Annotated in this window: 5 protein-coding genes; all 5 read left to right on the top strand. The window is 69.2% G+C overall.

The genetic code is table 11. From position 1 onward, the window contains the following. Positions 1-41 precede the first annotated feature (41 nt). The 5 genes from C1I89_RS23585 (at position 42) to C1I89_RS23565 (ending at position 13721) form a co-directional block, all read left to right on the top strand. Complete coding sequence (locus C1I89_RS23585) at positions 42-1019, top strand: tripartite tricarboxylate transporter substrate-binding protein (RefSeq protein ID WP_102774870.1); 978 nt, start codon at positions 42-44, stop codon at positions 1017-1019. 10 nt (positions 1020-1029) lie between these two features. After that, the gene (locus tag C1I89_RS23580) at positions 1030-2856 is read left to right on the top strand and encodes an acyl-CoA dehydrogenase (protein WP_102774869.1); all 1827 of its coding nucleotides are present in this window, start codon (positions 1030-1032) and stop codon (positions 2854-2856) included. Positions 2857-2985: 129 nt separating this feature from the next. Then, entirely contained in the window at positions 2986-3627 is a 642-nt protein-coding gene (locus tag C1I89_RS23575; protein ID WP_102774868.1) for a peroxiredoxin, read from the top strand. Between the two features lie 178 nt (positions 3628-3805). Further along, complete coding sequence (locus C1I89_RS23570) at positions 3806-5533, top strand: ShlB/FhaC/HecB family hemolysin secretion/activation protein (RefSeq protein WP_102774867.1); 1728 nt, start codon at positions 3806-3808, stop codon at positions 5531-5533. 58 nt (positions 5534-5591) lie between these two features. Further along, positions 5592-13721 (top strand): two-partner secretion domain-containing protein, encoded by an 8130-nt coding sequence (locus tag C1I89_RS23565; protein ID WP_102774866.1) that lies wholly within the window; start codon positions 5592-5594, stop codon positions 13719-13721. The last annotated feature ends 110 nt before the right edge of the window (positions 13722-13831 follow it).

Here is a 13831-nt window from a genome sequence, read left to right as displayed (position 1 = left end):
CCGCAAGACAAGCGGCTCCGACATCCACAAAGGAGACTTCGATGAAACCCGCCATCACCGCCTGCGGCGCCTTGCTTGCCGCCGTTGTTTCGTTGTCCGCCATGCCGCAGGCCGCGCAGGCCGCCGCGCCGTATCCGTCCAAGCCGCTGACCCTGGTGATCGGATTCCCGCCCGGCGGCGGGGCCGACCAGGTGGGGCGCGTCTACGCGAACGCGCTGGCCCGCCAGCTCAAGCAGCCCGTCGTCATCGAAAACCGTCCGGGCGCCGGCTCGACCATCGGCGCCAGCCTGGCCGCGCGCGCCGCCGCCGACGGCTATACCCTGTACCTGGGCAATTCCAGCGTCATGGGCAGCGACAGCGCGCTGTACAAGGTGGATTACACGCCCGACGACTTCGTGCCCGTGGCGCAGCTGACCACCGGCCCCATGGTGCTGATCGCCAACGCCAAGCTGGGCTTCAAGAGCGTGCAGGACCTGATCGACCGCGCCAAGAGCAAGCCGGGAACCATCAACGTGGCCTCGTCCGGCAACGGCGTCATCACCCATCTGGCCGCGGTCGAATTCATGTCGCTGACGGGCGTGAAGCTGATGCACATTCCGTTCAAAGGCGGCGCGGCCGCGGCGCAGTCGGTGGCCGCGGGCGACACCGACGTCTCCTTCGCCACGGCGCCCTCGGCCAAGGCCGTGATCGACAGCGGCAAGGTGGTGGCGCTGGCGGTGACGTCGGGCCAGCCCTCGCGCCTGCTGCCCTATCCGCCGATCGCCGCGACCGTGCCCGGTTACGAGCTGTCCAACTGGTGGGGCGTGTTCGCGCCCAAGGGCACGCCGCCGCAAGTCCTGGAAACGCTGTTCAAGGCCAGCAACGAAGTGCTGGCGCTGGCCGAGGTGCAGCAGGGCATGGCGGCCGGCTACGAGGAAGTCACGCCGTCGGCCTCGCTGGAAGCCTTCGGCGCCTTCGCCCGCAAGGAGGGAAGCAAGGGTTTAAGATTGGCCAAACAAAGCTTGGACAGCGCCAATTGATGGAGACACCATGCCCTACGCAACCCCATTGCAGGACTTCCGTTTCGCCCTGCGCGAACTGGCCGGACTTGAAGAGGTCCTGAAACTTCCCGGCTTCGAAGAGGTCACGCCCGATCTGGTCGACGCCATCCTCGAAGAGAACGGCCGCTTCGTGGAACAGGCGATCGCGCCGCTGAACGTGCCGGGCGACACCCGCCCGCCGGTCTGGCAGGACGGCCACGTCGCCGCCACGCCGGGCTATGCGCAGGGCTTCAAGGATTACGCGGCCGGCGGCTGGCAGGGTCTGCAGCATCCGGCGGCCTGGGGCGGGCAGGGGCTGCCCAAGCTGGTGGCGGCGGCGCCGGGCGAGAACATCCAGGCGGCCAGCCTGGCGTTCTCGCTGTGTCCGATGCTGACCGACGGCGTCATCGAAGCCCTGCTGACCGTGGGTTCGGAGGCGCAGCGCCAGCAGTACGTGCCCAACCTGATCGGCGGCAAGTGGACCGGCACCATGAACCTGACCGAGCCGCAGGCCGGCTCGGACCTGGCCCAGGTCGCCACCCGTGCGGTGCCGCAGCAGGACGGCAGCTACCGGCTCAGCGGCCAGAAGATCTTCATCACCTACGGCGAGCACGATCTGGCCGAGAACATCATCCACCTGGTGCTGGCGCGCATGCCGGACGCGCCGGCCGGGGTGAAGGGCATTTCGCTCTTCATCGTGCCCAAGTTCCTGGTCGAGCCCGACGGCTCGCCCGGCAAGCGCAACGACGTGTGGTGCGCCTCGCTGGAGCACAAGCTCGGCATCCACGGCAGCCCCACCGCCGTGCTGCTGTACGGCTCGGGCAAGGGCGACGTGGGCGAGGGCGCCATCGGCTACCTGGTCGGCGAGCCCAACCGCGGCCTGGAATACATGTTCATCATGATGAATGCCGCCCGCTATTCGGTGGGGCAGCAGGGCATCGGCGTGTCCGAGCGCGCCTACCAGCACGCCCTGGCCTATGCGCGCGAGCGCGTGCAGGGCCGCGCCGTCGAAGGCTCGCCCGGTCCGGTCGCCATCGTGCGCCATCCCGACGTGCAGCGCATGCTGATGACCATGAAGGCGCTGACCGAGGCGGCCCGCGCCATCTCTTACGTGGCCGCGGCGGCGCACGACAAGGGCACGCATCATCCCGACCCGGAGCAGCGCGCGCGCAACCGCGCCTTCTACGAATACCTGGTTCCCATCGTCAAGGGCTTCTCCACCGAGAACGCGGTCGAGATCGCGTCGCTGGGCATCCAGGTGCATGGCGGCATGGGCTACATCGAAGAGACCGGGGCCGCGCAGTTCTACCGGGACGCGCGCATCCTGCCGATCTACGAGGGCACGACCGCGATCCAGGCCAACGACCTGGTCGGACGCAAGACGCAGCGCGACGGCGGCGCCGCCGCGCATGCCGCCATCGCGGCGATGCGCGAGACGTTGCGCGCGCTCAGCGCCGAGGCCGCGTCGGCCGCGGCGCAGGACCGCGCCGGCCTGGGCCTGCTGCGCGATAACTTCGACGCCGCGATCCAGGCGTACGAGGCCGGCGTCGCCTACATCCTGGAGCAGTCCGCGGCCAATGTGCGGGCGGCCTATTCCAGCAGCGTGCCCTACCTGATGCTGGCCGGCGTCACGCACGGCGGATGGCAGATGGCGCGCGCCGTGCTGGCCTGCCGCCGGCATCTGGCCGGCGGCTCCACCGACCCGTTCCATGCCTCGAAAATCGCCACCGGCCTGTTCTACGGCGCGCATATCCTGCCGCGCGCGCTGGCATTGTCGGCGGCGGTGCGCGCCGGGGTCGTGGCCGACGCCTGTGGCGCCAGCCTGAATATTGCATAAGGTTATATGTCTTGCGTATTTCCCCGACTGCGGGTTTGATGGAAGAATCGTCTTCCGGGAGACGATCAGCCTGCGCCGCCCGTTTCGGCGGGCGGCCAGCCCCCACTGAATCCGCATACAGGAGATATCATGAGTCAATTACGCCTGGGCGATACCGCCCCCGATTTCGAACAGGAATCCTCGGTCGGCCCGATCCGCTTCCATGAGTATCTGGGCAACAGCTGGGGCGTCCTGTTTTCGCATCCGGCCGACTTCACGCCGGTCTGCACCACCGAGCTGGGCTACACCGCCAAGCTGGCCGATGAATTCGCCAAGCGCAACGTCAAAGTGCTGGCCCTGTCGGTGGACGACACCGACTCGCACACGCGCTGGATCGAAGACATCAACGATACCCAGTCCACCACGGTCAACTTCCCGATCCTGTCGGACAAGGACCGCAAGGTATCCGAGCTCTATGACATGATCCACCCGAACGCCAACGCCACCCTGACCGTGCGTTCGGTGTTCATCATCGACCCCAACAAGAAGGTGCGCCTGATCATCACGTATCCGGCCAGCACCGGCCGCAACTTCAATGAGATCCTGCGTGTCATCGATTCGCTGCAGCTGACCGACAGCCACAGCGTGGCCACGCCGGTGAACTGGGAAAACGGCGACGACGTGATCATCGTGCCGTCGCTGCAGGACGAGGCCGTGATCAAGCAGAAATTCCCCAAGGGCTACAAGGCCGTGCGTCCCTACCTGCGCATCACGCCCCAGCCGGACAAGTAATTCCGGGTTTCATGCCCGGCGCGAACCGCCGCCTTCTCCTTGTGGAAGGCGGCGTTTTTTTCTATGCACGCCGCATGCGCGCAGACATATAGGACGCAATAAAGACGACGGTGCCAGCAAAACGAACTAGCGTTTCTTCGCAGAGATTCATCGAAGCGCTTTTCAATCAAGGGCATCCGTGCGCACCAATAATCCGAAGCGGACGCGCGTCCGGCACGAGGGTTGGCGCAAGGCGCTGTCGGCGGCACTGACGGCGCTGTGCGTTTCCTCCGCGGCCGCGCAGCAAGCCCTGGCCGGGGCCGGCATCGACGCCACCGACATCCAGCGCCGCCAGCAACAGGAGCTGGATGTCCAGCGCGCCCGCGCGCAGCAGCGTCCCGACGTGCTCTCGGCGCCCGGGGAAGGGCGCGCGCAGCCGCTGGTATTGCCGCGCGAGACTCCCTGCTTCCTGTTGCGCCAGGTCGCCTGGGACGGCCCCGAGCCGCCGTCGCAACTGCGCCGGCTGGCCGCCGCCGTCATCGGCGCCTGCGTGGGCGGGCAGGGCCTGAAGGCGCTGCAAGAGCACCTGCATGCGCGCCTCGTCGAACAAGGCCTGGTCACGGCCCGGGTGCTGCTGCCCGAACAATCGCTGGCTGGCGGCACGCTGACCCTGCGCTACCTGCGCGGGCGCATCGCCGCGGTCCGCAGCGAGGGCGCCGTGGGCTGGTGGCGCACCGCCATGCCCACCGGACCCGGCGGGTCGTTCAACCAGCGCGACCTGGACCAGGCGCTGGAGAACATCCGGCGCCTGCAGGGCCAGGCCGACGCCGTCATCGACGTGGCGCCCGGCGCCGAGCCGGGCGATTCCGACGTCCTCATCAAACCGGGCAGCGGCAAGCGCTGGCACGCCTACCTGGGCGGCGACAACGCCGGCATGGAATCCACCGGCAAGAACCAGATCAACGCCGGCCTGACGCTGGATTCGCCGCTGTTCCTGTACGACCGCCTGTCCGTCTCATGGAACGGCAACGCAGGCCTGCGCCGCGACGACGCGCTGACGCGCGCGGCCTCCATCGACTACAGCGTGCCTTTCGGCTACTGGGCCTTCTCCATCGCGGCCAGCCGCTCGCGCTATCGCCAGACCGTGGCGGGTTTCGACGCACCCATCGTCTACGGCGGCAGCACCCAACGGCTGGACTTCGGCGTGTCGGTGGTTGCCTATCGCAGCAGCCGCTACAAGGGCACCGCGGCGCTGAAGCTGCTGCGCAAACGGGTCGGCAGCCGCGTCAACGACGTCGACATCGCGGTGCAACGCCGCGACGTCACGGGCTACGAGTTCAGCTACGGACACCGCCAGTACCTGGGCCGCGCCGTGCTCGACGTGGGCGCCGGCGTGCGCGGCACGCTGCCCCGATTTTCCAGGCAGCCCGGCCAGGTCTACGGCGATCCCGCCTGGACCGGCCGCAGCGCCGTTCTCAGCGCCAGCGCCGGCCTGTATCTGCCGTTCGACGCGGCGGGCCGGCAGTGGGTCTACCAGCTCAACTGGCAGATCCAGCATGCCAGGACGGCGCTGGTCCCCGCCGACTATTTCACCATCGGCAACCGCTATGCCGTGCGCGGCTTCGACGGCGAGTCGACGCTGGCCGCCGAAGATGGCTGGAGCCTGCGCAATGACCTTTCGCTGCAGCCCGGCGGCGCCTGGCCGCAGCTGTACGCCGGCCTGGACGCCGGCCGCGTGGGCGGCCCGTCCGCCGCGTCCCTGTCCGGCCGCACCCTGGTAGGCGCCGTCGCCGGCCTGCGCGGACGCTTCGCCATGCCTTACCTGAAAGCCAGCTACGACCTGTCGGCGGGCTGGCCGCTGAAGAAGCCCGCAAACCTCAAGACGCGCCGCACCGTGCTGGCGGCCTCGCTGATGCTGGAGTTCTAGCACAGGGCGAGGCCGCGCCGGCCGTGGGGTTGCATCGATCATCGGGAGTCGCCGCAACATGTCCAAGCTCCGTCGCGCCATCGTCTGGCTGATCCTCTACACGCAGGTCTGGACGCCCGTGCTGGCGCAGGCCCTGCCCATCGCCGTGGACCGCGGCGCGCCGGGTCCGCGCCCCGTGATCGGCGTCAGCCGGGGCGTACCGGTGGTGCAGATCGCGCCGCCGTCCGCAGGCGGCGTATCGGACAACCGCTACACGCAGTTCAACGTCGGCGCCTCCGGCGCCGTGCTGAACAACAGCGGCGGCGCCAGCAGCACGCAATTGGCCGGGCAGATCGGCGGCAACCCCATGCTGGGCAACCGCCACGCGGCCACCATCCTGAACCAGGTCACCGCGCCCAATCCCTCGCAACTGCTGGGCACGCTGGAAGTCGCCGGCCGGCGCGCCAATGTCATTGTCGCCAACCCGGCCGGCATCACCTGCAAGGGCTGCGGCTTTCTGAACGCCGGGCGCGCCACGCTGGCCACCGGCAGGCCGACGGTCGGCCCGGACGGCGGCATCGGCCTGGACGTGGCGTCCGGCACGCTGCGCGTCGAAGGCGAGGGCCTGCTCGGGTCCAACCTGAAACAGCTCGACCTGATGGCGCGGTCGCTGGAGGTCCGCGCCGGCATCTGGGCCGGGCAGCTGAACGTCACGGCGGGCGCGGCGCGCGTGGACTACGGCACGGGCGCGGTCACGGCGCGTCCGGGCGAGGGCCCCGCGCCGGCCCTGGCGGTGGACACGGCGGCGCTGGGCGGCATGTACGCCAACAGCATCCGGCTGATCGGCACCGAGGCCGGCGTGGGCGTGAACGTGGGCGGCAATCTGGTGGCGCTCACGGGCCCGCTGGAACTGAACGCGGCCGGCGACGTAACGATCGCATCCGGCGGCACGCTGCAGTCCGCGCGCGAGCTGCGTGTGACGGCCGCGGGCGACCTGTCGGTCGAAGGCCGCGCGCAGGCCAAGGCGTCGGCGACGCTGCGTGCAGGCGGCAAGGCCTCGGTATCGGGCGAGGCCTGGAGCGATGCGGACCTGGACATCCAGGTCGCGGGCGACCTCCGTCTGGACGGCAGCGCGCTGGCCGACGGCGGCGCCTTGCGCCTGGCCAGCGGCGGCGACCTGTGGCTGGCTGAAGGCAGCCGGGTCTGGGGGCGCGGCGTCCAGGCCACCGCCGGCCGCGGCCTGAGCGCCGACGGCAGCATCGGCGCGGCCGGCAGGCTCGACATCTCCGCGGGAGGCGACGCGCGCATCGGCGCGGCGGGCGCGCTCGACGCGATGGACACGGCCCGCCTGCGCGCCGATGGCGACGTGACCGTCGCCGGTCAGCTGCGCGCCAATGGTGGCGCCGACGTCAATGCGGGCGGCGCGCTGCGCGTGCAGGGCCTGATCGGCTCGGCGCAGGGAACGCTGAACCTCGCGGCCGGCCAGGACCTGAAGCTGGGCGAACGCAGCCACGTCTGGGCCGATGGCGCGCTCGTCGCGCGCGCCGGCAATGACATCGAAACCGGCGGCACGCTGGCCGCGGGCGCCGCCATGACGCTGGCGGCCGGCCGCGACCTGCGGCTGGGCGGCACCGTCGCCGCGCTCGGCAAGCGCGGCCCCGGCAAGCTGGCCGCCTCCAGCGGGCGGGATCTGCGCGTCAGGCAGGACGCGCAGGTGCAGGCCGCGGACACGATGGATCTAGTCGCCGGCCGCGACCTGGCCGTTGCCGGCACGGTGACCTCGATCAAGGCGCTGATGCTGGCCGCGGCGCGCAATGCGCGCGTGGACGGTACGGCGGCCAGCGATGCGGCCTTGATGCTGACGGCCCGCGGCATCACGGTCGGCGGCCAAGGGCGCATGCTGGCGGGCGAATCGCTAGGGCTGGATGCGGGCAAGGCGCTCGTCAACAACGGCCTGCTCGCTTCCAACGGCCGCGCGGTCCTGAACGCCGGCGCCACGCTGACCAATACCGGCACGGCGATGGCCGGCGGCGATCTCGACGCCCGTGCAGGGCAGGCACTGGACAACGCCGGCCGCCTGGTCGCCGGCGTGGACGCCAAGGGCAAGCTGAGCCGGCCGGGCAGCGTGACGCTATCGGCGCAGACCATCGCGCATGCCGGCGTCACGCTGGCCGGCAAGGACGTGAAGGTGGCTGCCAAGGCGCTGAAGCTGGCGGGCGAACTCAGCGCCACCGGCGACGCCAGCGTTGAAGTGGACGACGAACTGGACAACGCCGGCGGCCTGATCGAGGCCGGCGGCAAGCTGGCCGTGTCGGCGGCCAAGCTGATCAATCGCGCCGCACCGCCTGCCACCGACGCGCCGGCGCGCGGTCTGCAGGGCAAGGCGGTCGAGATCCAGGCCGACGTGGTCGACAACCGGGGCGGCCTCATCCACGCCGCCCAGGACCTGAAGCTGCGGGTCCGCAAGCTCGACAACCGGGCCGACGGCGAACTGCTGGCCGGCCGCAACAACAGCCTCGACGTTTCCGGCGCGCTGGCCAACGACGGCCTGATCGACGGCGCCGTAACGGACATCACGGCGCCAGGGCTCATCAACCGCGGCCGCATCTACGGCGACGCCGTGTCGATCGGCGCGAAGAGCCTGCTCAACGACGCCACGGCCGTCATCGCCTCGCGCACCGACCTGGACCTGGGCGTCACCGAGCTGACCAATCGCGAGCACGCGCTGATCTACGCGGCCAGGGACCTGCGCATCGGCGGCGCGCGCGACGCCAAGGGCCGCGCCACGGGCCAGGCGCAATCGCTGCTGAACGCCTCGGCCACCATCGAGGCGGCGCGCGACGCCGATATCTCGTCCGTGCTGCTGCGCAACCGCAACGACCGCTACGCCAGCGAGACGGTGACCGTGTCGTCTACGCCCAAGGTGTATTACTCGCCGGCCGGCACGACCGACATGTACGACGCGCAGGACCACTGGCTGTGCGACGACGTCACACCCATGTGCGGCAGAGACCCGGTCTGGCTCAACGACGATCCCGGACGCCAGTTCCTGCTGCCGTCCGAGCGGTATCCCGCCGACCGCTACGGCCCGCCCTTTTTCCACGAGGAGGGGATGAAGGACAAGTCACGTCGGAACGTGCCGATCTGGCTGTCCCAAATCACGGGCGACGAAGGTTGCCCCGATGAAGACGAGGCGAGTTGCTGGCCGCGCCCCAAACAGTACCGTTATGCCAGGGACGACCGCATCTGGGGCATATTCGGGGTGACGCCGCCCGACCCGCTGCCCAAATGGTACGAACCCGGGTACGAGGCCGCCTACATCGAATACAAGACCCGGCACCTGGAGCTGGACAAGCACATCTGGGCCTTCAACCGCGACTACGCCCGGCGGCTGGTTCCTCACTTCACCTACTACCGGGTCACCGAGACCGTCACCGAAACGCGCACCACCTCGTCCGATCCGGCCCGGATACTGGCCGGCGGCGCGATGCGGCTGAACGGCGAGGTCATCAACGATAAAAGCCGGATCGCCGCCGGCGGCGATCTGGCGGTGGAAGGACCGGCGGTCCGCAACATCGGCGCCAGCGGCCAGCGGGTCGTCACCCGCGAGGGCACCGCCACCTATACCCAGGCGCGCCGGAGCCACCGCCGGGAAACCACGGTCCCCTATGTCGCCACCCTGGCCAGCGATTCCGCGGAGGTGCCGGTGGGCACGGTCGGCGGCCACGCCCAGGTCGATCTGCGCGGCCGTGCGCCCGCGCCGGTCGAGGTGGTCGGCGTGGGCCTGCCCGGCGGCAGCGAGGTGCGCAGCGTCTCGGGCTCGGCCGGCATCCCCGACAGCCAGCTGTTCACCGTGGACGGCCGCCCCGACGCGCCTTACCCCGTGGCCACCGACAAGCGATTCGCGGGCCGGGACCCGGCCGTGTCCAGCGACTATCTGCTGGAGCTGCTGCGCGGGGCCGGCGCAGCGGGGCCGGACGCGCGCTTCCTCACGCCCTCGGGCCAGCCGCGGCGCCTGGGCGACGGCCTGCATGAACAGCAGGCCGTGTCCGACCAGATCCTGGCCACCACCGGCCAGCGCTTCCTGGAGAACTACGGCAGCCAGGACGCGCAGTACAAGGCCCTGCTTGCCGCCGGCGCCCGGTTCGGGCGCGAACACGGACTCAGGCTCGGCGTCGCGCTGACCGAGGCGCAGCAGCGCCAGTTGACGACCGACCTGGTCTGGCTGGTCGAACAGACCGTGACACTGCCCGACGGCACCACCCGCACGGTGCTGGCGCCAAAGGTCTACCTGCTGGTGCGCGAGGGCGACCTCAAGGGCGACGGCACGCTCATGGCGGGCCGTACGGTCCGTATCGCCGCGGACGGCGAGGTCGCCAACAGCGGCACGCTCGCCGCGCGCGAGGCCACCGTCATCGGCGCCGGCCGCATCGTCAACCAGGCCGGCGGCACGATACAGGGCCGCCGCGTCGACCTCGACGCGCGCACGGACCTGAGCAACGTGGCCGCGCGCATCCAGGCCGGCACGGCGACGCTTCGCGCCGGGCGCGACCTCGCCCTGACTTCGACGGCAGAATCCGAGCAGCACGGCAACATCTGGGGCACGCATGTCAGCGGCGTGGCGCGGGTGGACGCCGACCGCCTGGCCATGCAGGCCGGGCGCGACCTGAGCCTGACCGCCGCGCAGGTGCGCGTGCAGGACGACGCGCGCCTGGAGGCCGGGCGCGACATCCGGTTCGACACGCTCACCGAGCGCCACGGCGAACGCATCGTCGCCGACAGGCGCAACCGCCACGACCTCGACACCCGCAAGGAGGTCGGCACGACACTGGCTGCCGGCGGCAACCTGACGGCGGTCGCCGGTCGCGACATCGACGCCCGCGCCGCCGACGTCACCGCCGGCAAGCATCTGGGCGTGGGCGCGCAGCGCGACATCAACCTGCGCGCGGGCGAACAGGCGGGCTCCGCGCGCGACGAAAGCTACTACAAGACCAGCGGCTTCTTCTCGTCCAAGACCACGCACACCATCCAGTCGACCGACTGGACCCGCGCCCAGGGCACGACCTTCACGGGCGAAACCGCCTCGCTGCTGGCCGGCCGCGACCTGAAGCTCGCCGGCGCCAACGCCGGCGCGCAGCAGGACCTGCTCCTGTTCGGCGGGCGCGACGTCGACATCGCCGCGGCCCGCAACACCCAGGACGACTACGACTACAGGATGGTCAAGAAGTCCGGCTTCGGCGCGCTGGGCGGCCTGAGCATCGGCACGCGCAGGCAGACCGACGCCATCGACAGCAAGACGGCCTTGTCGGCCGCCAGCACCGTGGGCAGCGTCGAAGGCGACACCCGGATCGCCGCCGGCGACCGGCTCGACATCGTCGCCAGCAAGGTGCTGGCGCCCCAGGGCAGCGTCAGCCTGAGCGGCAAACAGGTAAATATCGGCGCCGCGCTGGACACGTCCCGCGAACGCGAGGTCCATGAGATCAAGCAGTCGGGCCTGTCCATCACGGCCAGCAACCCCGTGATCGGCGCGGTGCAGACCGGCCGGCGCATGACGGAGGCCGCCGGCAAGGTCGACAACCCGGTGATGCAGGGCCTGGCCGGCGCCACCACGGGCCTGGCCGCCGTCAATGCCTACGACGCCCTGCAACAGGCGCGCGGCGCGCCCGACGCCAGCGCGCTGCAGCAGGCCGGCGGCGTGAGCATCCAGCTGAGCCTGGGCACGAGCCAAAGCCGCAGCACCACCGACCGCACCACGACCCGCGCGGCCGGCTCGCGCATCGAGGCCGACCGGGACGTGCGCGTCATCGCGCAAGGCGCGGGCCGTGACGCCGACATCACGGTCACCGGCTCGACCCTGTCGGCCGGCGGCAACGCCATGCTCCAGGCCGAAGGCGACGTCCTGCTGCAGGCCGCGAGCAACACCGTCGAACAGAAGACCGACAGCCGCAGCAGCAGCGCCAGCATCGGTCTGGGGCTGGGCCTGGGCGCCGTCAACAGCGGCGTCACGCTGGAGCTGGGCGCTTCCGCGAGCCGGGGCCGCGCCGATGGACGCGGCCAGCGCGCCACCCCCAGCCGCGTCACCGCCGGCGACACGCTGGCGCTGCAATCCGGCGGCGACACCACGCTGCACGGCGCATCCGGCGCCGCGCAACGCATCGTCGTCTCGGCCGGCGACGAGCTGCTGCTGCAAAGCCCGCAGGACAGCAGCCAGTACCAGGCGCAGAACCGGAGCGCGGGCATCGGCGCCTCGATCTGCCTGACCGGAACCTGCGTCAGCAGCATCAGCGCCAACGCCGGCGCGGGCCGGATGCAAAGCGACTTCCAGGCCGTCTCCGAGCAGACGGGGCTGCGGGCCGGCGACGGCGGCTTCCAGATCGTGGTCAAGCGCGGCGCCACGCTGATCGGCAGCGTCATCGCCAGCGGCGACCAGGCCGTGGCCGACGCGCTGAACCAGCTGAACACCGGCACGCTGGTCGCGCAGGACCTGGAGAACCGCGCCGACTACAACGCCAGCCAGGTCGCGCTAGGAGGAGGCGTCGCCCTGGGCGACGGCAAGGCCGGCATCAATGCGCCGGTGGCGCTGGGTGCCCAAGGCAGCGCCAGCTCGACCACGCAAAGCGCGATCGGCGCCGGCCGCATCGTCATCCGCGACGCGGCCGCGCAGCAGGACCTGACCGGCATGACGCCGTCGCAGACGATCGCGTCGCTGAACCGCGACACGGCCGGCGCGCACAACGCGCTGCAGCCGATCTTCGACAAGGAAAAGATCGAGGCGGGCTTCGAGATCGCCTCGGAAGCCAGCCGGCAGGTGGGGCAGTTGCTGGCGAATCGGGCGGCCGAGATAGACGCGCTGGAGCGGCGTTCGCAAGATACGTCGCTATCACCGGCCGAACGCATCCAGGCGGCCAAAGCCTATGCCGACTTGGAGACGCAGTGGGGCGTCAACGGTACGTATCGTCAGCTGAGCACCGCGATTCTGGGCGCCGCCAGCGGCAACGTAACAGGCGGCGCAAGCGAGTTCGTTCGGGCAGCGGCCGTCAATTACCTGCAAAGCCTGAGCGCGGCCAAGATCAAGGAACTCAGTCGCCACCTTGGCGGCGAGGGATCGGCCGGCCATGCCGCCTTGCATGCCGTACTGGGCTGCGCGGGTGCGGCCGCGCAACAGGGCTCATGCGCGGGAGGCGGTGCGGGCGCGCTCTCCGGTGTGGTGCTGAACCAGCTGCTCGAAGGCACCACCGACGCCGAAACCAAGAAGCTGAGCGCGGGGGAAAAGGATGCGCGCCTCAATCTGGCGAACAGCATCATTGCCGGCATCGCCGCACAGATCGATCCTCGGGCGGCAAGCTCGGCTTCCGTGGCTTCGCGCATAGAAAGCGAAAACAACGCGCTTTACCAAAATCGCGACAAGGTCGCGCGCATGAAGGCGCAGTTGTATCAGCAGTTGGAGCAGCGCTGCGGCAGCGACAACGCCTGCTACGAGTCAGGCTTTCAGCGAGCCGACCGAATGGCGGCGGCATATGACGTCACGCTGACGTTGCGCCATTACCCGCCGATGACCCGAGAGATGGCCGACATGCTGGCGCAAGGCGTGTTGGACCTTGCTCCAGGGGTTTCCAACATCAGTGCGCTGTATGAACTGGTGACGGGCGAGACCGCCACGGGTGACGAAGCCAATCGGTACTTCGCGGCAATGGGAATCGTGCCGGTCGTCGGCGGTGTGCTGAAAAAGGGCGCGAAAGCGCCGCAGCTCTTCGCAGCGGCGGATCAGGCAATCGATGTTGGTAAGGTTGGCAAAGCGGGCAGTTCCAGCGCAAAGGCAGCGCGTGATTTACCGCAAGTCACTCTCAATCGTCTGAATGGTCTTGCTTTTGAGCGTCAAGTTGTCGAGGCGTTGGCTCATGTCGGTGCGACGAAGAATACCCAGGCGATAACGGTTCCGCTTGCGAATGGTGCAATCGTGACAACCATTCCCGATTTGTGGGGGAAAGCGGTTGGAGGGGTATTGGAGGTTAAGAATGTCGTAGATCTTTCAATTTCCAATCAACTGCGGGCTCAGATTAAGTTGGCCCTTGATAACGGTCAGCCTTTAAATCTTGTTGTGAGTCCCAGGACGAATAGTGTCTCGCGAAATCTGATTGAAAAAATAAGAGAGACGGGTGGCGATGTTTTTAGGTACGATCCCGCTTTAGGGGAAATAACGAAATTCTAAAAGCTATGAAACCTTACATAAAAATTTCTATTAGGGAAGGTCTGAAGAACTCGATTTCAAACATCCAAAAATCGACCTCATGACCAAAGTATTCAAAAATGGTTAAAAAC

This window comes from Achromobacter pulmonis (genome assembly GCF_002885955.2).
GTDB lineage: Bacteria > Pseudomonadota > Gammaproteobacteria > Burkholderiales > Burkholderiaceae_B > Achromobacter > Achromobacter pulmonis_A.
Note: the sequence above shows the minus strand (reverse complement) of the source record. Positions and strands in the feature narration are given on the sequence as shown.